The organism is Streptomyces sp. NPDC048349, assembly GCF_040651925.1.
Classification (GTDB): Bacteria; Actinomycetota; Actinomycetes; order Streptomycetales; family Streptomycetaceae; genus Streptomyces.
This window is the reverse complement of record NZ_JBEZLA010000001.1, coordinates 175,430-198,724: the sequence shown is the minus strand read 5'-3', so window position 1 is coordinate 198,724 and position 23,295 is coordinate 175,430. Positions and strand designations below refer to the sequence as shown.

The 23,295-nt window shown below is 69.9% G+C and carries 20 protein-coding genes and 1 pseudogene; 11 read left to right on the top strand and 10 right to left on the bottom strand.

Annotated features, from left to right (window positions below; translation table 11 throughout):
• Window positions 1–20 precede the first annotated feature (20 nt).
• The 3 genes from gnd to dnaA form a co-directional block, all read right to left on the bottom strand.
• Entirely contained in the window at window positions 21–896 is an 876-nt protein-coding gene (gnd, locus tag AB0D44_RS00975; RefSeq protein WP_362582473.1) for a phosphogluconate dehydrogenase (NAD(+)-dependent, decarboxylating), read from the bottom strand.
• Between the two features lie 189 nt (window positions 897–1,085).
• The gene (gene dnaN / locus AB0D44_RS00970) at window positions 1,086–2,216 is read right to left on the bottom strand and encodes a DNA polymerase III subunit beta (RefSeq protein WP_030153167.1); all 1,131 of its coding nucleotides are present in this window, start codon (window positions 2,214–2,216) and stop codon (window positions 1,086–1,088) included.
• Window positions 2,217–3,078: 862 nt separating this feature from the next.
• The gene (dnaA, locus tag AB0D44_RS00965; protein ID WP_362582470.1) at window positions 3,079–4,857 is read right to left on the bottom strand and encodes a chromosomal replication initiator protein DnaA; all 1,779 of its coding nucleotides are present in this window, start codon (window positions 4,855–4,857) and stop codon (window positions 3,079–3,081) included.
• 356 nt (window positions 4,858–5,213) lie between these two features.
• Between dnaA and rpmH the strand changes: the two genes are divergently transcribed.
• From rpmH to AB0D44_RS00920, 9 genes and pseudogenes are all read left to right on the top strand, one after another.
• Complete coding sequence (gene rpmH, locus AB0D44_RS00960) at window positions 5,214–5,351, top strand: 50S ribosomal protein L34 (RefSeq protein ID WP_018547628.1); 138 nt, start codon at window positions 5,214–5,216, stop codon at window positions 5,349–5,351.
• A gap of 21 nt (window positions 5,352–5,372) precedes the next feature.
• Window positions 5,373–5,747 (top strand): ribonuclease P protein component, encoded by a 375-nt coding sequence (gene rnpA / locus AB0D44_RS00955; RefSeq protein WP_328926602.1) that lies wholly within the window; start codon window positions 5,373–5,375, stop codon window positions 5,745–5,747.
• A pseudogene (gene yidD / locus AB0D44_RS00950) lies at window positions 5,744–5,998 on the top strand (membrane protein insertion efficiency factor YidD); the annotation flags it as partial. The gene rnpA and the pseudogene yidD, both read left to right, overlap by 4 nt.
• Before the next feature lie 30 nt (window positions 5,999–6,028).
• The gene (gene yidC, locus AB0D44_RS00945) at window positions 6,029–7,135 is read left to right on the top strand and encodes a membrane protein insertase YidC (protein ID WP_362582465.1); all 1,107 of its coding nucleotides are present in this window, start codon (window positions 6,029–6,031) and stop codon (window positions 7,133–7,135) included.
• Between the two features lie 15 nt (window positions 7,136–7,150).
• Window positions 7,151–7,663: a R3H domain-containing nucleic acid-binding protein gene (locus tag AB0D44_RS00940; protein ID WP_030008408.1), complete on the top strand. Its 513-nt coding sequence runs from the start codon at window positions 7,151–7,153 to the stop codon at window positions 7,661–7,663.
• A 131-nt stretch (window positions 7,664–7,794) separates the two neighbouring features.
• On the top strand, window positions 7,795–8,511 hold the full coding sequence (gene rsmG, locus AB0D44_RS00935) for a 16S rRNA (guanine(527)-N(7))-methyltransferase RsmG (RefSeq protein WP_362582462.1): 717 nt from the start codon (window positions 7,795–7,797) through the stop codon (window positions 8,509–8,511).
• 264 nt (window positions 8,512–8,775) lie between these two features.
• Complete coding sequence (locus AB0D44_RS00930) at window positions 8,776–9,864, top strand: ParA family protein (protein ID WP_362582459.1); 1,089 nt, start codon at window positions 8,776–8,778, stop codon at window positions 9,862–9,864.
• The gene (locus AB0D44_RS00925; protein ID WP_362582456.1) at window positions 9,861–10,952 is read left to right on the top strand and encodes a ParB/RepB/Spo0J family partition protein; all 1,092 of its coding nucleotides are present in this window, start codon (window positions 9,861–9,863) and stop codon (window positions 10,950–10,952) included. The genes AB0D44_RS00930 and AB0D44_RS00925 overlap by 4 nt, the downstream gene beginning before the upstream one ends.
• A 117-nt stretch (window positions 10,953–11,069) precedes the next feature.
• On the top strand, window positions 11,070–11,687 hold the full coding sequence (locus tag AB0D44_RS00920) for a GNAT family N-acetyltransferase (protein ID WP_362582453.1): 618 nt from the start codon (window positions 11,070–11,072) through the stop codon (window positions 11,685–11,687).
• A 67-nt stretch (window positions 11,688–11,754) separates the two neighbouring features.
• Here AB0D44_RS00920 and trxA read toward each other — a convergent pair whose 3' ends face one another.
• The 4 genes from trxA to sigM form a co-directional block, all read right to left on the bottom strand.
• Window positions 11,755–12,096, bottom strand: a complete 342-nt coding sequence (gene trxA, locus AB0D44_RS00915) for a thioredoxin (protein ID WP_361750197.1) — start codon at window positions 12,094–12,096, stop codon at window positions 11,755–11,757.
• Between the two features lie 56 nt (window positions 12,097–12,152).
• On the bottom strand, window positions 12,153–13,112 hold the full coding sequence (gene trxB, locus AB0D44_RS00910) for a thioredoxin-disulfide reductase (RefSeq protein ID WP_362582450.1): 960 nt from the start codon (window positions 13,110–13,112) through the stop codon (window positions 12,153–12,155).
• A gap of 124 nt (window positions 13,113–13,236) precedes the next feature.
• Window positions 13,237–14,151, bottom strand: a complete 915-nt coding sequence (locus AB0D44_RS00905; RefSeq protein ID WP_362582447.1) for a hypothetical protein — start codon at window positions 14,149–14,151, stop codon at window positions 13,237–13,239.
• A complete protein-coding gene (gene sigM / locus AB0D44_RS00900; protein ID WP_362582444.1) occupies window positions 14,148–14,849 on the bottom strand; it encodes an RNA polymerase sigma factor SigM in 702 nt (233 codons plus the stop codon). The genes AB0D44_RS00905 and sigM overlap by 4 nt, the downstream gene beginning before the upstream one ends.
• 126 nt (window positions 14,850–14,975) lie before the next feature.
• Here sigM and AB0D44_RS00895 point away from each other — a divergent pair, with 126 nt between their 5' ends.
• A complete protein-coding gene (locus tag AB0D44_RS00895; RefSeq protein ID WP_362582441.1) occupies window positions 14,976–15,158 on the top strand; it encodes a hypothetical protein in 183 nt (60 codons plus the stop codon).
• A 93-nt stretch (window positions 15,159–15,251) separates the two neighbouring features.
• Here the strand turns inward: AB0D44_RS00895 and AB0D44_RS00890 are convergent, their stop codons facing one another.
• The 3 genes from AB0D44_RS00890 to AB0D44_RS00880 form a co-directional block, all read right to left on the bottom strand.
• The gene (locus AB0D44_RS00890) at window positions 15,252–16,976 is read right to left on the bottom strand and encodes a protein kinase family protein (protein WP_362582438.1); all 1,725 of its coding nucleotides are present in this window, start codon (window positions 16,974–16,976) and stop codon (window positions 15,252–15,254) included.
• Window positions 16,977–17,093: 117 nt separating this feature from the next.
• A complete protein-coding gene (gene murJ, locus AB0D44_RS00885) occupies window positions 17,094–19,268 on the bottom strand; it encodes a murein biosynthesis integral membrane protein MurJ (RefSeq protein ID WP_362582435.1) in 2,175 nt (724 codons plus the stop codon).
• 46 nt (window positions 19,269–19,314) lie between these two features.
• Window positions 19,315–21,579: a DUF6049 family protein gene (locus AB0D44_RS00880; protein ID WP_362582433.1), complete on the bottom strand. Its 2,265-nt coding sequence runs from the start codon at window positions 21,577–21,579 to the stop codon at window positions 19,315–19,317.
• Between the two features lie 185 nt (window positions 21,580–21,764).
• On the opposite strand from AB0D44_RS00880, the gene AB0D44_RS00875 reads away from it, so the two are divergent.
• The gene (locus AB0D44_RS00875) at window positions 21,765–23,207 is read left to right on the top strand and encodes a CCA tRNA nucleotidyltransferase (RefSeq protein ID WP_362582430.1); all 1,443 of its coding nucleotides are present in this window, start codon (window positions 21,765–21,767) and stop codon (window positions 23,205–23,207) included.
• Window positions 23,208–23,295 lie beyond the last annotated feature (88 nt).

Below are 23,295 nucleotides of genomic sequence, written 5' to 3'. Positions count from 1 at the left end.
CTGTCCCTACTCGTACTCGACTACTTCTTCTCGACCGCGTGACCGCCGAACTGGTTGCGCAGCGCGGCGATCATCTTCATCTGCGGGGAGTCGTCCTGGCGCGACGCGAACCGCGCGAACAGCGAGGCGGTGATCGCCGGCAGCGGAACGGCGTTGTCGATCGCCGCCTCCACCGTCCAGCGGCCCTCGCCCGAGTCCTGCGCGAAACCGCGCAGCTGCTCGAGGTGCTCGTCCTCGTCGAGGGCGTTCACGGCCAGGTCCAGCAGCCAGGACCGGATGACCGTGCCCTCCTGCCAGGAGCGGAAGACCTCGCGGACGTCGGTGACCGAGTCCACCTTCTCCAGGAGCTCCCAGCCCTCGGCGTAGGCCTGCATCATGGCGTACTCGATGCCGTTGTGGACCATCTTCGCGAAGTGGCCCGCACCGACCTTGCCGGCGTGCACGGCGCCGAACTGCCCCTCGGGCTTGAGGGCGTCGAAGACCGGCTGGACCGCGGCGACGTGCTCCTTGTCGCCGCCGTACATGAGGGCGTAGCCGTTCTCCAGACCCCACACGCCACCGGAGACACCGCAGTCCACGAAGCCGATGCCCTTGGCGGCCAGTTCGGCGGCGTGCTTCTCGTCGTCGGTCCAGCGCGAGTTGCCGCCGTCGACCACGATGTCGCCCGGCGACAGCAGCTCGGCGAGCTCGTCGACGGTGGACTGGGTGGCCGCACCGGCCGGGACCATGACCCACACGACGCGGGGGGCCTGCAGACTGTCCACAAGCTCCTGCAGGCTGTGGACATCGGCGAGGTCCGGGTTGCGGTCGTATCCGATGACGGTGTGGCCTGCGCGGCGGATGCGCTCGCGCATGTTGCCGCCCATCTTGCCGAGACCGACGAGACCAAGCTCCATCAGGTGGTTCCTTAAGCGTTGTGGCCGTCTTTGCCGGGGCCTCCTGCTTCCCGGAGGACATCCCAGGCCCCGAGCCTACGCCCGGCGGGCCCGCCGGGCTCCACGGGGCGCGCACGGCCCCGGGCTGGGGGAGAAACGCGGTCAGGCCCGGTCTCGCGGCGCGCGAGACCGGGCCTGACCTGGGAAGAATCAGCCGGAGAGGCGAACCGGCATGATCAGGTACTTGTAGGCCTCGTCCGCTTCGGCGTCGACCGCCGGGCGGCCGCTGAGCAGCGCCGGCTTGGTGGACGTGGTGAAGCTGAGCTGCGCGGCGGGCGAGTCGATCGCGCTCAGGCCGTCGAGCAGGAAGGTCGGGTTGAAGGCGATCGAGATGTCGTCGCCCTCGAGCTTGGCGTCGACGCGCTCCACAGCCTGTGCATCGTCGGAGGAGCCGGCCTCGAGGATCAGCACGCCCTGCTCGAAGCTCAGGCGGACCGGGGTGTTGCGCTCGGCGACGAGGGCCACGCGCTTGACGGCCTCGACGAACGGGGCCGTCTCGATCACGGCGATGGAGTTGAACTCCGTCGGGAAGAGCGTGCGGTACTTCGGCAGGTCGCCCTCGAGGAGGCGGGTGGTGGTGCGGCGGCCGGCGCCCTCGAAGCCGATCAGGCCCTCACCGGCACCGGAGCCGGACAGCGCCAGGGTGACGGTGTCACCGCTGGTCAGGGACTTGGCGGTGTCCAGGAGGGTCTTGGCGGGCACCAGCGCGACGGCGGAGGCGTCCGGGTTCTCCGGCTTCCACAGGAACTCGCGGACCGCGAAGCGGTAGCGGTCGGTCGAGGCCAGGGTGACGCGGTCGCCCTCGATCTCGATGCGGACACCGGTCAGCACGGGCAGCGTGTCGTCACGGCCGGCGGCGATGGCGACCTGGGCGGCGGCGGAGGCGAAGACCTCGCCGGGCACGGTGCCGGTCGCGGTCGGCATCTGCGGCAGGGCCGGGTATTCCTCCACAGGCAGGGTGTGGAGTGTGAACCGCGAGGAGCCGCAGACCACGGTCGCCCGTACACCGTCTGTGGAAATCTCCACCGGCCGGTTGGGGAGGGCGCGGCAGATGTCGGCGAGCAGCCGGCCGGAGACCAGGACGGTGCCGTCCTCCTCGACGTCCGCCTCGACGGAGACGCGGGCCGAGACCTCGTAGTCGAAGCCGGAGAGGCTGAGGGTGCCCTCTTCGGCCTTCAGCAGCAGGCCCGCGAGAACGGGCACCGGCGGCCGGGCCGGGAGGCTGCGGGCCGCCCAGGCCACCGCCTCCGCGAGTACGTCGCGCTCCACCCGGATCTTCACCGGAACCGCCTCCTGCTGTTGCTCGCTCGTCTGCCGGCCTTCGTCGTCGGCTCGTCGATGGCTCGAGTGCCGGGGACCAGTCTGACGTACGGCGCCGACAGTCGCTGCGGCTGGCGGTCAAGTCGGGAGCGGGGCGGCGGCGAGCCCGTCCGCCGAGTTGTGCACAGGACCTGCTTGAAAACCGAAACCGGGCTAACTCTCTATGGGGTAGTAGTAGGGCCTGTGGAAACGGTGGATAACCCCGTCCTCGCAGGTCAGGCCGCGTTTTTTATCCCCACACCCTGTGGGTGGCACCGGTGGACAACACGGTGCCTCTGTGGAGAACGGAAAGTTCTGCACAAGCCGTCCCCAGACGACCTCGACTACTCCACAGGTGTGTCCCCAGCTTTTCCCCAGTACTCCACAGCCCAAACGTCCACCTCCGTGTGACCGCTTTCACTCGGGGCGGTGAGAGGGGGTGGCGGGTTGCCGAACAGTGGACAACGGTGTGGAGAAGAGCACCGATCCTGTGCACAGTGTCGGCGAACCTGTGGGTGGGCGGTGGACAACGCCGTGGACAGTGCTGTGGACGAAAAAACTGTCCACAGGCTGTGGATGACGCTTGCGCACAATTCCACAGCCTGCTGACCTGGACTGATGGTGCCTCACCCGGCACCCCTGTGGACAAATTGTGGGCGATGGGGGCCGTCCCCAGGGTGTGGACGGCAGAAAGTCCGTGAATCTGTGGATGAGTTGCTCCCGCGGGGGCGTATTCGAACAGGTCAGGGGCGCGCGCACGAAGAAGGGCGCCCCCGGAATGGACCGGGAGCGCCCTCTTGGCTGCGGGTGGAGGCCGGCTCGAGGAGCCGGACCGGGGCTCGGCTCAGGCGTTCTTGATGCGGTTGGTGAGCTCCGTGACCTGGTTGTAGATCGAGCGGCGCTCCGCCATCAGGGCGCGGATCTTGCGGTCCGCGTGCATGACCGTGGTGTGGTCGCGCCCGCCGAACTGGGCCCCGATCTTGGGCAGGGACAGGTCGGTGAGCTCCCGGCACAGGTACATGGCGATCTGCCGGGCGGTGACCAGGACGCGGCTGCGCGAGGAACCGCACAGGTCGTCCACGGTGAGCCCGAAGTAGTCGGCGGTGGCCGCCATGATGTCGGTCGCCGTGATCTCGGGCGCGCTGTCCTCGCCGCCCGGGATCAGGTTCTTGAGGACGTCCTCGGTCAGACCCAGGTCGACCGGCTGGCGGTTGAGGCTCGCGAAGGCGGTGACCCGGATCAGCGCCCCCTCCAGCTCGCGGATGTTGCGCGAGATGCGGGAGGCGATGAACTCCAGTACCTCCGGCGGGGCGTTGAGCTGCTCCTGGACCGCCTTCTTGCGCAGGATCGCGATGCGGGTCTCCAGCTCGGGCGGCTGGACGTCGGTGATCAGGCCCCACTCGAAGCGGTTGCGGAGCCGGTCCTCGAGGGTGACGAGCTGCTTGGGCGGCCGGTCGGAGGAGAGCACGATCTGCTTGTTGGCGTTGTGGAGCGTGTTGAAGGTGTGGAAGAACTCCTCCTGCGTCGACTCCTTGCTCGCGAGGAACTGGATGTCGTCGACGAGCAGGATGTCCATCTCGCGGTAGCGCTTGCGGAACGCGTCGCCCTTGCCGTCGCGGATGGAGTTGATGAACTCGTTGGTGAACTCCTCGGAGCTCACGTACCGCACGCGGGTGCCGGGGTAGAGGCTCCGCGCGTAGTGCCCGATGGCGTGCAGCAGGTGCGTCTTGCCGAGGCCCGACTCCCCGTAGATGAAGAGCGGGTTGTACGCCTTCGCGGGTGCCTCGGCGACGGCCACCGCGGCGGCGTGCGCGAAGCGGTTGGAGGCGCCGATGACGAAGGTGTCGAAGAGGTACTTGGGGTTCAGCCGGGCGGTCGGCTCGAGAGGGCCGGAGGTGGAGCCGCCGGACGGGGCCGGGGCGCTCGCCGGCCGCCCGGGAGCCTGGCGCGGCGTGGGCTGCTCGTACTGCTGCTGCTCGTACTGATGGGACTGGTGGCCCGGGTGCGGCTGCTGGGACTCGTACGGGGCCTGCTCGTACTGCTGCTCGTAGGAGCCCTGGTCGTAGGCGGAGGGCTCGGACTGCTGGAGGTATCCCGGCTGCGGTGAGGCGTAGGGGTCGCGCTCGGGGAAGCCGCCGAGGCGGGGCTGCTGCCAGCCGTAGTCGTCCTGCTGGCCGCCCCGGGGCCACGCGCCGGGCTCGGGGCGCGGCTGCTGGTAGTCCGGGTAGGCGGGGCGGGCGGTGGGGAGCTGGTCGTCGGAGGGGCCGCCCGGGCCGCCGGGGCGCTGGCCGCCGTACGGCTCGTACCCGCCCTGCTGCTGACCGCTCGGGGCGGGCGGCGCGGGCTCGCCGGCGGAGTCGTCCACGGTGATGGCGATCCGGATGGGGCGGCCGCACTCGCGGCTGAGCGCGTCGCTGATCAGGGGCGCGAGGCGGCCTTCGAGGACGCGCTTGCCCCACTCGTTGGGGACGGCGAGCAGTGCGGTGTCGGCGACGAGTGCCAGCGGCTGGCACCGCTCGACCCACTGCTTGTCCTTGGGTTCGATCCCCGGCTGTCCCTCCCCGAGGAGCTTTTCGAGCACCCTTGGCCACACTGCGGCAAGATCGGCAGGTACGTCAGCCACAGAGCACGCTCTCTCACAGGGGTCCCACGAATGTGTGGTTCTTTGGGACGGTCGGGACAAAAAATCCAGGGTCAGGCAACGGTAGTCAGGCCAGCGGGTACGGTTCAAGTCGTTGTCCACAGCCTGTGCACAGTGTGGGGCAGCGCCGCCTCGGTTTGACCGGATGGCGTAGCCGCGCGTACCGTAACGAGGTCGAGTTGTCGATGGCTGCTGCCGCCTGCCTACCGATGGGCGAAGATCACTGACAGTGATCGTTTAGCGGTGCCACTCGGGCGAACACGCGAGTTTCCTCGTGGGCGCACGGTGACAGCCAGGCGATGTCCCGCCACAACGATTTCATTCTCTGGAGCCCCCGAGTGAGCAAGCGCACCTTCCAGCCGAACAACCGCCGTCGTGCCAAGACCCACGGCTTCCGCCTGCGGATGCGTACCCGTGCCGGTCGCGCGATCCTCGCGAACCGCCGCAGCAAGGGCCGCGCCGCCCTTTCCGCGTAACCACACGCAGGTCGTGACGTCGTGCTGTCTCCCGAGAATCGGCTGAGGCGGCGCGAGGACTTCGCGAGCGCGGTACGCCGAGGTCGCCGGGCTGGTCGCCCGCTCCTCGTCGTCCACCTACGTACAAGCGGTGCAACGGACCCGCACGAGCCGGGGGAGATCGATCCCTCGACGCGTGCGGGTTTCGTCGTCAGCAAGGCTGTCGGCAACGCCGTCATACGTAACCGGGTGAAGCGCCGTCTGCGCCATCTGGTCCGGGAGCGGCTGTCTCAGCTGCCCGCCGGTAGCCTGGTGGTGGTACGTGCGTTGCCCGGAGCGGGTGATGCCGGCCCCGACGAACTGGCCCGGGACCTGGATGCCGCTCTGGTGCGGCTCCTGGGAGGCGTGGCTCGATGAAGTACCCGCTGCTCGCTTTGATCAAGCTGTACCAGTGGACGATCAGTCCGCTGCTCGGGCCGGTGTGCCGCTACTACCCCTCGTGTTCGCACTACGGGTACACGGCCATCGACCGGCATGGTGCGGTGAAGGGGACGGTTCTGACCGCCTGGCGGATCCTGCGGTGCAATCCGTGGTCCCCGGGTGGTGTGGACCACGTCCCACCTCGTAAACGCCCGCGTTGGCACGAGCAGCTGCGCAGTGCGTTGCGTAGATCTCGCAATGCTCAAGGAGCCTGATTAGTGGACACGATTGCCAGTCTGTTCAGCTTTATCACCACACCCGTTTCGTGGATCATCGTCCAGTTCCACAAGCTGTACGGGGCGATCTTCGGTGCGGACAGTGGGTGGGCCTGGGGCCTGTCCATCGTGTCCCTGGTGATCTTGATTCGTATCTGCCTGATCCCGCTCTTCGTGAAGCAGATCAAGGCGACGCGTGGCATGCAGGCGCTCCAGCCGAAGATGAAGGCGATCCAGGAGCGCTACAAGAACGACAAGCAGCGTCAGTCCGAAGAGATGATGAAGCTGTACAAGGAGACGGGCACCAACCCGCTCTCCTCGTGCCTTCCCATCCTGGCGCAGTCCCCGTTCTTCTTCGCGCTCTACCACGTGCTGGCGAGCATCGCCAACGGCAAGAAGATCGGCGTCATCGACGGTCCGCTGCTGGAGAGCGCGCGGGAGGCGCACATCTTCGGCGCCCCGCTGGCGGCGAAGTTCATGGACAGCTCCGAGAAGGTCGCCGCCCTCGGCGCCTCGATCACCGACGTGCGTGTCGTGACCGCCGTCATGATCATCTTGATGTCGCTGTCGCAGTTCTACACCCAGCGTCAGCTGATGCAGAAGAACGTCGACCTGTCGGTCAAGACGCCGTTCATGCAGCAGCAGAAGATGCTGATGTACATCTTCCCCGTGATCTTCGCGGTCATGGGCATCAACTTCCCCGTCGGTGTCCTCGTCTACTGGCTGACCACGAACGTGTGGACCATGGGCCAGCAGATGTACGTGATCAACCAGAACCCGACGCCGGGCAGCAAGGCCCAGGACCAGTACCTGACCCGCCTGCTGAAGCACGTCAGCTCGCACGGTGACGTCAAGGGCCGGGGCAAGAAGAAGGTCGTCGCGGCGATCGTGGCCAAGGGTCCGGACCGCAACGACAACGAGCGCAAGTTCATCTCCGCGCTCACCAAGCAGGGCATGGCCGCTCAGGCGGACGGCTCGGTGATCAAGAGTTCTGAAACCACCGTCGACTCGGACGCCGCCAGCGGTGGTGTTGCCACGAAGCGGCAGCAGCCCAAGCGGCAGTCGAAGTCGAAGCGTCAGACGCCCCCCAGCAAGCCCTCCAAGAAGTAAGAAGGAGTCCCTCCCGTGACGGAAGGCACCACCACCGCCGCCGCTGAGAGTGGCGACACCCTGACCCGCCTCGAGCAGGAGGGTGAGATCGCGGCCGACTACCTTGAGGGTCTGCTGGACATCGCCGACCTGGACGGCGACATCGACATGGACGTCGAGGCCGACCGGGCCGCGGTATCCATCGTCAGTGACTCGGCCAGCCGTGACCTGCAGAAGCTCGTGGGCCGCGACGGTGAGGTCCTGGAGGCTCTGCAGGAGCTGACCCGCCTCGCCGTGCACCGTGAGACCGGGGACCGCAGCCGGCTGATGCTGGACATCGCCGGGTTCCGTGCGAAGAAGCGCGAGGAGCTGGCGGCGCTGGGCGCTCAGGCCGCGGCGGACGTGAAGGCGTCCGGCGAGCCCCTGAAGCTGGCCCCGATGACCCCGTTCGAGCGCAAGGTCGTCCACGACGCCGTGGCGGCGGCCGGTCTGCGGAGCGAGTCCGAGGGCGAGGAGCCGCAGCGCTTCGTCGTCGTGCTCCCGGCCTGACCGGTAGCGAGAGTGTTCGGCCCCGTCTGTGTCGCAGACGGGGCCGAAGTTTGTCAGCCTGGCATGTGAACGACGCGCCATCTTGAAGACGTGGTTCTTCAGAACCATGCGGTACGGAAGGGACGGTCCCCGTGACGGAGGCAGCTGAGCTCCCCCCGGCGCCTGAAGAGGCGCGCGCGGTGTTCGGTGAGTTTTTCCCGGAAGCTGTGCGCTACGCGGAGCTGCTGGCCGATGCGGGAGTGAAGCGGGGCCTGATCGGGCCGCGTGAGGTGCCGCGGCTGTGGGAGCGGCATCTGCTGAACTGCGCTGTGCTGTCGGAGGTGGTCCCCCAGGGGGTCACCGTGTGCGACGTGGGCTCGGGTGCCGGTCTGCCGGGCATCCCGCTGGCGTTGGTGCGCCGCGACCTGAAGATCACGCTGCTCGAGCCGCTGCTGCGGCGCACGACCTTCCTCCAGGAGGCCGTGGAGCTGCTGGGCCTGGACCACGTCACGGTGGTGCGCGGGCGGGCCGAGGAAGTCCTCGGCAAGGTGCAGCCGGTGCACGTGGTGACGGCTCGGGCGGTGGCTCCGCTGGACCGGCTGGCCGGCTGGGGCGTGCCCCTGCTGCGTCCGTACGGGGAGATGCTGGCCCTCAAGGGCGATACCGCCGAGGAGGAGCTGGTGTCGGCGAAGAGCGCCCTGGCGAAGCTCGGTGTGGTGAAGACCTCGGTGCTGCACGTGGGTGAGGGTGTCGTGGACCCCCTGTCGACGGTGGTGCGCGTCGAGGTCGGAGAGAGCCCCGGCGGGGTGCGGTTCGCCGCCAAGCGGGCCAAGGCGGCCCGGGTCGGGCGCACGCGTCGGCGTCGCTGAACCTCCGCTTCATGGGGTTCTGCGGGAGATTTCGCCGGTGTTGAGCCCTATAGGTATGGATTTCGGAGTGTCGTAGCGGCGTGCAGTGCTCGCCCGGGCATCGTGTTTCACGTGAAACGTCGCTCTCTGCTGCACGGAATCATCAGCCGCGGTCGTGCGGCTGCGTCCCCCCGCCCCCGCAAGGACGCGAGGGGGACGGAGTTGTCCACAACGGTGGATTCATCCACAGGAGTACGGGCCCCGCTGGTTCGCGACCCGGGTGACATGGCAGGCTCTGTTCATCGCGAGCCTGATGTCGAGGAGAGTGACACCGTGCGGTCCGACGCCAACCTCGCGGGGCCGATGGCCGATCCGGTCCCCGGTCCCCGCTCTGAATCGGCGGGAGACGATGTTTCACGTGAAACATCGCCTCCTCCCCTTGTAGACAACGACACCCCGATCGGCCGAGCCGCCCAGCTGGCGGTCGAGGCGCTGGGGCGCGCCGGCGAGGGTCTGCCCCGCCCGGAGCAGACCCGGGTCATCGTGGTCGCCAACCAGAAGGGCGGCGTGGGCAAGACCACCACGACCGTGAACCTGGCGGCCTCGCTGGCGCTGCACGGAGCCCGGGTCCTGGTGGTCGACCTCGACCCGCAGGGCAACGCCTCCACGGCCCTGGGCATCGACCACCACGCGGATGTCCCGTCGATCTACGACGTGCTGGTGGACAGCAGGCCGCTGCTCGAGGTCGTCCAGCCCGTGGTGGATGTGGAGGGGCTCTTCTGCGCTCCGGCCACGATCGACCTGGCGGGTGCGGAGATCGAGCTGGTGTCGCTGGTGGCCCGTGAGAGCCGGCTGCAGCGGGCGATCCAGGCGTACGAGCAGCCGCTCGACTACATCCTGATCGACTGCCCGCCTTCGCTGGGACTGCTGACGGTCAACGCCCTGGTGGCGGGCGCGGAGGTGCTGATTCCGATCCAGTGCGAGTACTACGCGCTCGAGGGTCTGGGGCAGCTGCTGCGGAACGTCGATCTGGTGCGGGCCCACCTGAACCCGGCGCTGCACGTGTCCACGATCCTGCTGACGATGTACGACGGCAGGACGCGGCTGGCCTCGCAGGTGGCGGACGAGGTGCGCAGCCACTTCGGCAAGGAGGTGCTGCGGACGAGCATCCCGCGGTCGGTGCGCATCTCCGAGGCGCCGAGCTACGGCCAGACGGTGCTCACGTACGACCCGGGCTCCAGCGGTTCGCTCTCCTACCTGGAGGCGGCGCGGGAGATCGCGTTTCGTGGGGTTGGAATGCAGTACGACGCCCGGCAAGCCCATCTGGGCGCGGGTGTGAACAGCACGCAGAGTGTGGCGGAGGGGATCCAGTGAGCGAGCGACGTAGAGGCCTGGGGCGGGGGCTCGGTGCACTGATTCCGGCGGCTCCGCAGGAGAAGACGCCGCCGGTGGTCGGCGGCGGGTCGACGTCACCGTCGGCGGTGCCGGTGATCACCTCGGAGCGCGGGATCGCGGCGGCGAAGCTGGCGTCGCTGGCGCAGGCCGATGTTTCACGTGAAACATCGTTCGCGGTGGCGCCGGCGAGCGAACCCGTGCCGACGGCGCCGGAGGCCGGCTCGGTGGCCGGGGCGACGTTCGCGGAGCTCCCGATGGACGCGATCACGCCGAACCCGCGGCAGCCGCGCGAGGTGTTCGACGAGGACGCGCTGGCCGAGCTGGTGACCTCCATCCAGGAGGTGGGTCTGCTTCAGCCGGTGGTGGTGAGGCAGGCGTCTCCCGGCCGCTATGAGCTGATCATGGGTGAGCGGCGCTGGCGGGCCTGCCGGGAGGCCGGCCTGGAGAACATTCCGGCGATCATCCGGGCGACGGACGACGAGAAGCTGCTGCTGGACGCGCTGCTGGAGAACCTGCACCGGGCGCAGCTCAATCCCCTGGAGGAGGCTGCGGCGTACGACCAGCTCCTCAAGGACTTCAACTGCACGCACGATCAGCTGGCGGACCGGATCGGGCGCTCGCGTCCGCAGGTGTCGAACACGCTTCGGCTGCTGAAGCTGTCGCCGTCGGTGCAGCGCCGGGTGGCTGCGGGGGTGCTGTCGGCGGGTCATGCGCGGGCGCTGCTGTCGGTCGAGGACTCCGAGCAGCAGGACCGTCTGGCGCACCGGATCGTGGCCGAGGGGCTGTCGGTGCGCGCGGTGGAGGAGATCGTGACGCTGATGGCGTCGGAGCCCTCCAGTGCGGTGAAGCCCAAGGGTCCGCGCGCCGGAGCCCGGGTGGCTCCGGCGCTCAGTGAGCTGGCGACGCGCCTGTCGGACCGGTTCGAGACGCGGGTGAAGGTCGACCTGGGCCAGAAGAAGGGCAAGATCACCGTCGAGTTCGCGTCGATGGAGGATCTGGAGCGCATTTTGGGGACGCTGGCGCCGGGCGAGGGCCGGGTGCTGGAGCAGGGTCTGTCCGGGGAGTGACCCCGGGGCCGCCGAGGGGCGGACCGTGCCGGTGGGAACCGGCGCGGTCCGCCCCTTTGTCGTTCTGTAGGCGCCGTGCCTGTCGAAAGAGCGGGAGCCAGTGGCTACGATGCGTTCATGGGTCGTCGGCTGGTACCGCTCACGCTGGACAACCTCCAGGATCTGCCGCGTCGTTGCAGGTCCTGCGTGTTCTGGGAGCTCGATCCGGTCAGTGGTGAGGCCGCCATGAAGGCGGGTACGCCGGCGCTGGAGAAGGAGGCCTGGATCTCCGCCGTCCTCCTGGAGTGGGGGTCGTGCGGCCGCGTGGTCTACGTGGACGAGGTTCCCGTCGGGTTCGTGCTGTACGCGCCCCCCGCGTACGTCCCGCGGTCCACGGCGTTTCCGACCAGTCCGGTGTCGCCGGACGCCGTGCAGCTGATCACCGCGTGGATCATGCCGGGATATCAGGGGCAGGGGCTCGGCCGGGTGATGGTCCAGACGGTGGCGAAGGACCTGCTGCGGCGGGGGTTCCGGGCCATCGAGGCGTTCGGGGACGCCCGGTGGGAGGGACCCGCGTGTCTGCTCCCTGCGGACCACCTGCTCGCGGTGGGCTTCAAGACGGTACGGCCCCACCCGGCGCATCCGCGGTTGCGGCTGGAGTTGCGTTCCACGCTGTCGTGGAAGGAAGACGTGGAGCTGGCGCTGGACCGGCTGCTGGGTGCGGCGCGCAAGGAGCCGGCACTGCGCCCGCTGTGAGCCGGATACGTGGAACGGGGCCGCCCCTGGGAGGGGCGGCCCCGTTCCACGTGAAACACGGGGTTCGTCAGGCGGTCTTGACCTGGACGAAGCCCTCGAGGTCGCGCAGGATGGCGGCCTTCGGCTTGGCACCCACGATGGTCTTGGCGACCTCGCCGCCCTGGTACACGTTCAGGGTCGGGATGGACATGACGCCGTACTTGGCGGCCGTGGCCGGGTTCTCGTCGATGTTCAGCTTGACGATCTCGATCTGGTCACCGTACTCGGCGGCGATGGCCTCGAGGGACGGCGCGATCTGGCGGCACGGTCCGCACCAGGCGGCCCAGAAGTCCACCAGTACGGGCTTGTCGCTCCTGAGGACCTCGGCGTCGAAGTCAGCGTCGGTCACGTTCTTGAGGGTGCCGGCCACAGCGGCCTCCTTCTTCCTGCGGGGTGTGGGTGGGGCTGGTACGGGGGGTGGACCGGTCAGACGGTCGCGTGGGCCTTCTCGGCGTCCGCGAGGGCGGCGAGGAAGCGTTCGGCGTCGAGCGCGGCGGAGCAACCGGTGCCCGCGGCGGTGATGGCCTGACGGTAGGTGTGGTCCACGACGTCGCCGGCGCCGAAGACGCCCGTGACGTTGGTCCGGGTGGAGGGGGCGTCGACCTTGAGGTAGCCCTCGTCGTCGAGCTCCAGCTGGTCCTTGAACAGCTCGGTGCGCGGGTCGTGGCCGACGGCGATGAAGAGGCCGGTCACGGGCAGCGCGGAGGTCTCGCCGGTCTTGGTGTTGCGCAGGGTCACACCGGAGAGCTTCTGCTCGCCGTGGATCTCGGCGACCTCGCTGTTCCAGGCGAACTTGATCTTCGGGTCGGCGAAGGCGCGGTCCTGCATGGCCTTGGAGGCGCGCAGGGTGTCGCGACGGTGGACGATCGTGACGGACTTGGCGAACCGGGAGAGGAAGGTCGCTTCCTCGATCGCGGTGTCGCCGCCGCCGACGACGGCGATGTCGTGGTCCTTGAAGAAGAACCCGTCGCAGGTGGCGCACCAGGAGACGCCGCGGCCCGAGAGGGCGTCCTCGTTCGGCAGGCCGAGCTTGCGGTGCTGGGAGCCCGTGGTGACGATGACGGCCTTGGCGCGGTGCACGGTGCCGGCGGTGTCGGTGACGGTCTTGATCTCACCGGTGAGGTCCACGGACACGACGTCGTCCGGAACCAGTTCGGCGCCGAAGCGCTCGGCCTGGCCGCGCATGTTGTCCATGAGGTCCGGTCCCATGATGCCGTCCTGGAAGCCGGGGAAGTTCTCCACCTCGGTGGTGTTCATGAGCGCACCGCCGGCGGTGACGGCGCCTTCGAACACCAGCGGCTTGAGCGAAGCACGTGCGGTGTACAGGGCGGCGGTGTAGCCGGCCGGTCCGGATCCGATGATGATCACGTTTCGGACGTCGCTCACGGGTTTCTTCCTCGTCTCTGCGGACTGCGTGCTGCCTACCGGGGGCCGGTGCGGACTCTCACCCCACCCAACGGATCCTACGGCGCCCGCATTCCCCGCCTGCCCCGGTGCGGGCCCTGATGTGTCAGCTTCGGGCATAGGTGTGCGTGAGCAGCACCCGTCCGGTGGTGGCGGGGGCGGTTTCACAGCCGCTGTCCACGAGGTAGGCGTCCACGCGGGAGGTGTCACCCGGGTGGGACAGGACGAGCAGGAGGACGGCGGTGCCCTGGTAGCTGCCGCGCTCGGTGGCGATCGGCGCGTCGGTTCGGCCGGTCGCCTTCTGCACGCAGGCCGGTACGGGGGCCGCCCGGCGGTCGTTGGGTGCGACTCCGGCGCCCGGAGGGGAGTTCTCCAGTCCGTACGTCTTGTTCTGCTCGTCTGGTACCGCGCCGGCATCGTTTTCGGAGGCGAGGAGCCGGCGGACCGTCTCCGGGAGGCCTTGGGCGGTGTAACCGCCGTCGGCGGTGTGGGGCTGGGCAGCGGAGCTGGCCGCGTCGTGCGCCGTCTGTGCGGGCGGGCCGGAGAGGTCGCCGAACAGGAAGATGCCGAGGGCGCAGGCCGCCGCCCCGGCCAGTCCCGCGAGGACGGCGATCCTGCGGCGGGCGCGGCGCCGCCCCGGGCCGCTTGGGCCGGTCGGGTGACCAGGAGGCGATGTTTCACGTGAAACATCGCGGTCGGCGGGGCGGGGCCGGGCGGCTGCGGGCCGCTCGCCCGCGGGGGAAGCCTTGGGGGTGGTGGCGTCGAGGAGAGCCTCGGCGGCGAGGGCGGCGTCGATGCGGCCCGCGATGTCCGCGGGCATCCGGGCCGGCCCCGGGAGGGTGCCCAGCAGGGCGCGGATCTCCTCCAGGGAGGCGCGGACGTCGGCGCACAGCGCGCACTCGCCGAGATGGCGGAGGATCTCGGCGCTGCGGGTCGGGGAGAGCAGTCCTTCGGTCAGGTCGGAGATCTCCGAGACGTCCGGGTGCCGGATCGTGCCGGTCGTGCCGGTGGTGGGGCTCACGGTCGTCCACCTCCGCCCTTCACTGCGTCGGGGTCTGGATGCCTGGGTTCTGCCGCTGGTGGGACGGCTGTCCCCGGCGTCCGGTTCCTTCCCCGCTCGGTGGCGGTGTTATCCCCGGCATTCGAGCGCAGATGAGTGAGCATCGGGAGGAGTTTCGCCCGGCCGCGTGCGCACCGGCTCTTCACGGTGCCGGTGGGCACGTCGAGGACCGCGGCGGCTTCGGCGACGGGGTAACCCTGCATGTCGACGAGGACGAGTGCGGCCCGCTGGTCGGCGGGGAGGGTGCTGAGGGCGGCCAGGAGCTGGCGGTGGAGGTCCTGGCGTTCCGCGGGGGCCTCGGCGGACTCGTGGGGCTCCAGGAGGCGCTCCAGGCGCTCCGTGTCGTCGAGGGGCGAGGTCTTGCGGGAGGCGGCCTTGCGGGCACGGTCGAGGCAGGCGTTGACGGTGATGCGGTGCAGCCAGGTGGTGACGGCGGAGTCCCCGCGGAAGGTATGGGCGGCCCGGTAGGCGGAGACGAGGGCGTCCTGGACCGCGTCGGCGGCTTCCTCCCGGTCGCCGAGCGTCCGCAGGGCCACGGCCCAGAGCCGGTCGCGGTGGCGCCTCACGAGCTCGCCGAAAGCCTCGGTATCGCCGGCGACGTGCCGGGCCAACAGCTCCTGGTCCTGGACCAGGCTGGGATCGTCAGCCGCAGGCCTCATGACTTCCCTCCTGGTTGGCCGTGCTGGTATTCAAGCGGGTTTGCCGCTGAACTGCGATACAGCGTCAAGCAACACGGCCTGGGCTCGCATCAGGCTTTCCGAGAGCCGTGGGGCACGGCGCAGCTCGTGCGCGACAACGACGGCAAGGCCTCCACCTGCTCGCATCCGAGCCACGGCGATTCCCTCGGCAGCCACACGTGCTACACGGCCGTGGTGCACGACCAGGATCCGCTGCATTCGTCCGCTGAGGGCCGGCCGCAGTACCCGAACACGGGCCTGCACACGCGGACCGCCTCCTACCGACCGTAGATGCCGGTCGTACCGACGGGGTCGTGTTCGGGGGCTGTGGGCGCTTTGCTCCCACAGCCCCGCTCATTTCGGCGCGTCCGGTTCCGAGGAACGCTACGGGGCCCGGAGGAACGAGACGTTGGTGATGGCCTGCTTGTATCCGGGATCGCTGAAGTCGTCGAGTGGGGCATGCGGCATCGCGGTGATCCACAGCAACACGTAGCGCGTCTTCACGGGCTTCTCGGCGGCCAGCTGGAGGGCGGTCTCCGAGGTCGTGGTTCCGGCGATCTTCGTCATGGAGCCGACGGAGCCCTTGGGGGACTTCGAGTCGGTGGCGTACAGCGTGAGGGTGGTGTGTGCGCCGCCGTACTTCAGCGTTATCGAGGCTCCGTTGACCTCGTGTTCGGAGCCGAGGTCGTAGACGATGCCGACGCCGTCCTTGATCTTCATCTCGGGGCCGTCGTAGAAGCTCTTGGTGCGCCAGAAGGTGGAGGTGTCTCCGTCGTAGGTGTTCGAGACGTCCTCGGCGTTCTGCGGTTTGCCGTCCGGGAAGTACTCCTGCGCCCCCTTGATCTCGAGCGGGGCGGGTTCCTGCTTCTTCTGCGGGTTGTCGTCGGACTCGGTCTGCGTGTGGTTCGGGCCGTTGGTGCCGCCGCTGTTGCGGTCCAGGAGGGTGTCGGCGAGCTGCCAGCTGCCGAGGCCGAGGGCGGCGATCAGCAGGGCGGCGACGCCCCACTTCAGGGCGCGGCCGGTGCGGCTCTGCAGCGGGGGCGGCGGGGGCACGACCGAGGACTGCGTGGTGGACAGTCCGGGCGGCGTCGGGCGGCCGTAGCTGCCCTGCTGGTAGGTGGTGTGCTGGTACTCGGGCGGGGCGGTGAAGGCGGGCTCCGGCGGCCGGATGCGGGGCATCGCGGCGACGGCCTTGGCCAGCTCCTCGGGGGTGGTGCAGGCGGGTTCCTGCCGGGAGGCGGTGGCCCCGTCGTTGGCGAGGGCGCGCATGGCGAGCTCGCCCAGGCCCCGGTGGACTCCGGCGCGGACCTGGTCCGGGGGGATCAGGCCGACGCCCTTCGGCAGGCCGGTGAGGCCGTAGGCGTCGGTCTCGTAGGGCCAGCGCTGGGTGAGCGCGGCGTACAGGAGTGCGCCGATGGCCTCGGTGTCGGCCCGCTGCGGGGTCTCGCTGGTGATGCCGCGCAGGGCGGCGTTCACGGCGAGGCCGCGGATGCGGTACTGGCCGGTGGAGGTCCGCAGTATCGCGCTGGGCGTCAGACGCAGGTGGGCGAGGCCCTCGCGGTGGGCCGCGGTCATCGCCTGGGAGACCTGGCTGACCAGCTGGTAGGCCTCGTGGGGCTCGAGGGGGCCCGCGGCGAGGAGCGCGGTGAGCTCGGTGGCGTCCGGCAGCCATTCGTGGACGACGTAGACGAGGTCGTTCTCCTCGACGGCGTCCAGGACCTGGACGAACCGGGGGTCGCCGAGCAGGGCGGAGGAGCGTGCGGCCGCCAGGACGGAGCGGGCCCGCGGGTGGTCGGCGGGCAGCAGGTGGACGCCGACGGCCCGGCGCAGCTTCTCGTCCATCGCACGCCAGCTGCTGAATCCGTCCACTCGGGTGACGCACTCTTCGAGCCGGTAGCGTCTGGCGAGCTTGTGGCCGCTGTGGAGTTCGGGTGCGGCCGCAGGAGCCGCGGTCGTGCGTTCGCCGTCCTTTTCGGTCATGGGTCCGTCCGCGGCTCGTCCGTTCTGGGTGTCCACCCCGTCGGCCGTGGCCTTGTCCGCTTTCGCGGCCAGCGGCTTGTCGCCACTGTTGTCGGCCACGTCGACGGCAGCCGTGCTACGTTCCGCCACCGTCGTTCCCGCCTCCCCATCCGTTGCGCGCTGTCGGCCAGTCTGCGAAGCCATGCCAATTGTGCCCACAGTCCGACGCTATGCACGACACACGAAGGGGGGCGACGGTTGTGCGCATCAGCGCCCCAGTCGTCCGCGGACCATTCCGACCATCGAGTTGAGTTCTTCGATCCGCATGCGCTTGGCGGCGATGAGGAACACGGCCGCCAGGGCGATGCCGCCGGCCACGAGGGAGGCTGCGGAGCCTGCGACTCCGCTGCCCAGCCACCGGGTGACTCCGTAGGCGGCGGCCCCGGCCACGGCGGCGGCGGGAACGCAGGCGCCGGTGAGGCGGGCATAGGTGCGCATCACGTGCGCGCCGTCGAGGTCGCCGCCGAGGCGGGTCTTGAGGCGGCGCCAGGCCACGCCCACGCCCACGGCGTAGCCGAGGCCGTAGGCGGCGGCCATGCCGACGACGGCCCACCGGGCGGGCAGGAGGAAGAAGGAGGCCGCGGAGCCCGCCGCGTTGACGGCGGCGACGATGACGGTGTTGTAGAAGGGCGTGCGGGTGTCCTCGTAGGCGTAGAAGCCGCGCAGCACCACGTACTGGACCGAGTACGGGATCAGTCCGAGGCCGAAGGCCATCAGGACGTAGCCGATGTTCTGGGCGCCGGAGCCGGAGCCGGCGTAGAGCAGGGTGGCCATGGGGACGCCGAGGGCGAGGAACGCGAAGGCGCAGGGCACGATCGCGACGGCGGAGGTGCGCAGCCCGTAGGAGATGTCGTCGCGGACGGCGGCGGCGTCCCCGTCGTGGGCGGAGCGGGAGATGCGCGGCAGGACGGCCGTCATGACGGAGACGGTGATGATGGCCTGCGGCATCTGCCAGAGCAGCAGTGCGTAGTTGTAGGCCGTGATGCCGGTGCCGGGATGACCCTGCTTCTCGGCGACCGATCCGGCCCAGGTGGCGAGCTGGGTGACGACGACGAGCCCGATCTGGTTGGCGAGGACGAAGAAGAACGTCCACTTGGCCAGCCGGGCGGCCTTGCCGAGGCCGTGGCCCTTCCAGTCGAAGCGCAGGCGCGGCTTGAATCCGGCGTCGCGCAGGTAGGGCAGCATGGCCAGGGCCTGGACGGTGAGGCCCAGCAGGGTGCCGAGGCCCAGCAGGCGGACCCCGTCGGAGGTGACGGTGGTGGCGTTGACGCCGGAGGTGGTGAAGCCGCCGAAGGCCCAGATGAAGGCGCCGAAGGTGGCGATGACCACGATGTTGTTGAGGACCGGGGTCCACATCATCGCGCCGAACCGGCCGCGGGCGTTGAGGATCTGACCGAGCACCACGTGCACGCCCATGAAGAACATGGTGGGCAGGCAGTAGCGGGCGAAGGCGACCGCCACATCCATCTGCCGGGGGTCGGAGGCGATCTTCGGCGACATCATCGTGATGAACACCGGCGCGGCCAGGACGCAGATGGTGGTGATGGCGGCCAGCAGGACCACCACGAGGGTCAGCAGCCGGTTGGCGTACGCCTGACCGCCGTCACTGTCGTTCTTCATGGCCCGCACGAGCTGGGGGATGAAGACCGCGTTGAGGGCGCCGCCGCCGACCAGCACGTAGATCATCGTGGGCAGGGTGTTGGCGATCTGGTACGTGTCGTTGAAGGTGCCCACGCCGATGGCGCCGGCGATCACCAGGGTCCGCAGGAAGCCGGTGATGCGGGAGACGATCGTGCCGGCCGCCATGAGCGCGCTGGACTTCAGCAGGCTGGCCGCCCGCCCGGCGGGCTTGGCCGGGGCCGGGGCGGCGACGGGGACGTCCTCGGCGGGGGTGCGGGGCGCCGCCTCCTGGTCCCGGTACAGGTGCGCGAAGGCGTCGGGTTCGGGCTGCTCGTCCGACGCCTTGGTGACGAGGGAGTCCACACCGACGAACTGGGTCGTGGTCGCGTGGTCGCCGTAGGGCAGGTGGCGGGAGGGGCCGTCCGGCTCGGGCGGAGGGGTCTGTGCCCAGACGCGCGGATCGGGGGCGTATGAGGGTGCGGTGGGCGCCGCGTAGAGCGGGCCGGGCTCCTGGTAGGTGCCCGGCGGCGGCGGGGGGTGCGCGGCCCGGTCGTAGAGGACCTCGGCCACGGGGTCCTGCGCGGACAGGTCCTGCGACCGGTACGGGTCGTGGTCGTAGGCGTCCTGGACATACGGGTCACGGTCCGGCGCGGGCGCAGGCGCGGGGACCTGCCCGGGCACCGGGGTGCCCGGGGCAGTGCCCTGGGAGGGCGTGGGCCCACCAGTGCCCTGCGCGCGGTCACCGTCGTACGGCGCGTTCATCGAAACCCCACCTCATCGTCCCCAGGCCGACCGGCCACGGCATCGCTCAACGGTCCACTGTCTCACTCGTGCCGGACCCCTCGGTGCTTTGCGGTCCGGTGTCCGGGGACTCGTCACTCTGCTGCGTGCTCTCCTCGGCGGCCGCACGCGCCGCGATGCGCTTGCGGCTGGCGTACATCTTGATGCCCGCCAGGACGAGGAGGAGCACGCCGCCGGCGATGACGAGCATGACGGTGGGGGTGATCTCGGTGGCGTCCACGGTGAACTTTCGTTCCTTGCCGTAGGGGACGCCGTCCTTCGTGAAGAGCTGCGCGGTGACCTCGACGGGGCCGCTCGCGGTGGCGTTCGCGGTGAACTTGACGGTCTGCGTGTGGTCGCCCTGGACGGTGACCTGCTGTTCTGCCTCGCCCTTGCCGTCGAACATCAGGCGGGTCGGGTTGGCGGACTTCACCCGCAGGACGAGGTCGTGCACGTCCTGGACGAGGCTGTTCTGGACGCTCACCGGAATGGTGGCGCTGTGCCCGGACAGGGTGGCGTCGGACTTGGGGACGACCTTGACCTTCTCGGTGAGGCCGATCAGATAGTCCTGGACCTGGTCCCGGTAGACGGCGGCCTCCGCGGGGCGGCCGCGCCAGGAGGTGGACATCTCCCGGTTGGTGGTGTTGCCGAAGGGGATCTCGACGCGGTCGGGTGCGGCGAGGATGACCTTGAAGTGGTCGAGGGTGTTCTGGGTGGTTCGGATCTTCTCGAAGGCCGTCACCGGAAGCTCCTGCTTGCGAAGGTCCTCGGGGTACTGCCCGGCACCCGGCACCTGGGTGGCCGCCGACGGATCGGGTTTGGCCGCGGCCGCGGCCTCGAGGTCGCCCGGCACCGTCCAGCGGCCGGCCTGGAGGGCGCGGACGGCCTCGGCCATCGTCTCCACCTGGCTGACGCCGGGCATCCGCTGCGGGGTGACGACGAAGCTGCGCTGCTCGTCGGTCTTCTGCAGGTTCAGGGCGAGGGTGTGGGCGAGGAACCGCTGCACGGCGAGCGTGGAGTTCCCGGCGCTCAGCATGTCGCCCTCGAAGGCGGTGGACAGTTCCTCGTCGGCGACGAGCGCGGTGGCGCCCGCGCCGATGGGGCGGGCGGCCGAGGGGGTGTACCCGAGGGCGCCGCTCTCCGAGAGGCTGTCGCTGCGGGTGAGGATGTTGTGGGCGCCGGCCGAGGTGGCGACGTTGACGATCGAGGGATCGATGGCGCCGTCCACGGGCCAGGAGAAGTCGGTGGACGCGGGGACGTGCAGGACCGTCTCGACGGCCTGCTTGGCCTTGTCGGTCGCGGGGCGCAGCTGGCCCAGGGTCCCGGAGACGTCCTTGCCCCGGTGGGCGAGCGAGGCGAGGTCGGGGTCGGCGAAGGGCAGGGCCACGACCTTCTTGCCCTGGACGGCGGCCTCGAGCGAGCTCAGCCACTGTTCGGCGACGGCCTTGTTCTTGCCCTGGACGGGCTTCCCGCCCGGGACGCGGACCCGGTAGCCCTTGGTCATCGCGTCGACCGTGTAGAGCAGGTCGGGATCGATCACCCAGGTGATCGGCAGCTCCTTGCCGAGCGCGACCATCCGCTCCAGCCGGCCGCCCGGACGCAGCTCCTCGGCGAGCGAGTCGTCGAGGAAGACGGGGGTCTGGGTCTCGTCCGAGCCGGTTTCCGCGGTCACGTGGGTGGGGGAGATCAGCGGCCACACGTACGTGAGCTGGGCCCGCTTGGCGGCGGCCTCCGGCTGCCAGGGCAGGAAGGTGCGCTTGATGCCGAGGACCTGCTCGGACGGGCGGCTCTCGGTCGCGCCGGACAGGGAGACGCCGAGCTGGTAGACGCCGTCCTTGTCCAGCTCCAGCTTGTTCACCGGGACCGTGAGCGTGAACGAGTGGTTGACCTTCGGCGGCAGCGAGGCGATCTTCACGGCGTGGGCCGGATCGATCTCCCCGGGATCCGCGCCGGCCCGGAAGCCGGTGCGCTCCGCCGCCTCGTCGATCGACGACCGGTCCGCGAGCAGCGGTCCGACCCGCAGGCCCACGTGGGCGTCGTTGATCGTCTCGGAGCCGTTGTTGACCAGGGTGCCGGAGATGGTCAGGGTGTCGCCCTTGACCGGGGCGGACGGGGCCATCGAGGTCAGCTGGACGTCCACGGTGGCCGCCTGGGCGGCCTGGGCCTCGGGGGCGGGAGAGTAGACCAGGGCGGCGAGGACGGGCGTCCCGGCGAGCAGGACCACCGCGCGCCGCAGCCATCGGCGCCGGACAGGAGTGGGGGACGCCCCCAGGATGTCTGCCGCCTCGGCCACGCGCTAGCCCGTCCCTCGAAGTGTCAGTGGTCGTCGTCTGTGCGTCCACGCATGGTAACGAGACCCGCTGTGCGCGAGTGCCGCCCCTTGCTCCACATGATCGGCTCAGCCCCGGGGCGGCCGTGTACCGGGGTCGCCGTAAACGGGGAAGCCCGCGCCGGGCGGGACACGTACCCTTTTCTGTTGTGCCGAACGCCAACGAAGACAATCCCAGTGCCCTGAGTCAGGTGCAGCGCCGCGCGGTGAGTGAACTGCTGCGGGTCGCCCCTGTCGCCGACGAGCTCGGCCGTCGTTTCCAGGAGGCGGGCTTCCGCCTCGCCCTGGTCGGCGGGTCCGTCCGCGACGCGCTGCTCGGGCGTCTCGGCAACGACCTCGACTTCACCACCGATGCCCGCCCCGAGGACGTGCTCAAGATCGTCCGCCCGTGGGCCGACTCGGTGTGGGACGTCGGCATCGCCTTCGGGACCGTCGGCGCGCACCGGGGAGGCTTCCAGATCGAGGTGACGACGTACCGCTCGGAGGCCTACGACCGGACGTCGCGCAAGCCCGAGGTCTCCTACGGCGACTCGATCGGGGAGGACCTGGTCCGGCGCGACTTCACGGTCAACGCCATGGCGCTGGCCCTGCCGGAGCAGGAGTTCATCGACCCGCACGGCGGTCTGGAGGATCTGGCCGCCGGTGTGCTGCGCACCCCCGGTACGCCCGAGGACTCGTTCTCCGACGATCCGCTGCGCATGCTGCGGGCGGCCCGGTTCGCCGCGCAGCTGGACTTCGAGGTCGCTCCCGAGGTCGTCGCGGCGATGAAGGCCATGTCCGACCGGATCGAGATCGTCTCGGCGGAGCGGGTGCAGGGCGAGCTGAACAAGCTGATCCTCTCCGCCAATCCGCGCAAGGGCCTGGGTCTGCTCGTGGACACCGGGCTGGCCGACCGGGTCCTGCCCGAGCTGCCCGCGCTGCGGCTGGAGAGCGACGAGCACCACCGGCACAAGGACGTCTACGACCACTCGCTGATCGTGCTGGAGCAGGCGATCGCGCTGGAGGAGGCCGGCCCGGACCTGGTGCTGCGGCTCGCGGCGTTGCTGCACGACATCGGCAAGCCGCGCACCCGGCGCTTCGAGAGCGATGGCAGGGTCTCCTTCCACCACCACGAGGTGGTGGGCGCGAAGATGACCAAGAAGCGTCTGACGGCTCTGAAGTACTCCAACGACATCGTCAAGGACGTGTCCCGGCTGGTGGAGCTGCACCTGCGCTTCCACGGGTACGGCGACGGCGAGTGGACGGACTCGGCGGTGCGGCGCTACGTCCGCGACGCCGGCCCGCTGCTGGAGCGGCTGCACAAGCTGACCCGGTCCGACTGCACCACGCGCAACAAGCGCAAGGCCAACGCACTCTCCCGGACCTATGACGGGCTGGAGGAGCGCATCGCGCAGCTGCAGGAGCAGGAGGAGCTGGACGCGATCCGGCCGGACCTGGACGGCAACGAGATCATGCGGGTACTGGATGTCGGCCCCGGTCCCGTAATCGGCAAGGCGTACGCCTTCCTGCTGGAGCTGCGGCTGGAGAACGGGCCGATGGGGCATGACGCGGCCGTCGCCGCCCTCAAGGAGTGGTGGGCCGCGCAGGCCTGACGCTGGGACGCCGGGGTCGATGTTTCACGTGAAACAAAGACCCCACGCGCGGGCGGGGGGGGGGGGTTTTTGTTGTAAAACCCCGCCC

Excerpts from the sequence above, each read along its gene's own strand:
- gnd (WP_362582473.1), bottom strand. The coding sequence starts at position 896 with ATGGAGCTTGGTCTCGTCGGTCTCGGCAAGATGGGCGGCAACATGCGC.
- AB0D44_RS00930 (WP_362582459.1), top strand. The coding sequence starts at position 8,776 with ATGGCAGGCTCTGTTCATCGCGAGCCTGATGTCGAGGAGAGTGACACC.
- AB0D44_RS00920 (WP_362582453.1), top strand. The coding sequence starts at position 11,070 with ATGGGTCGTCGGCTGGTACCGCTCACGCTGGACAACCTCCAGGATCTG.
- sigM (WP_362582444.1), bottom strand. The coding sequence starts at position 14,849 with ATGAGGCCTGCGGCTGACGATCCCAGCCTGGTCCAGGACCAGGAGCTG.
- murJ (WP_362582435.1), bottom strand. The coding sequence starts at position 19,268 with ATGAACGCGCCGTACGACGGTGACCGCGCGCAGGGCACTGGTGGGCCC.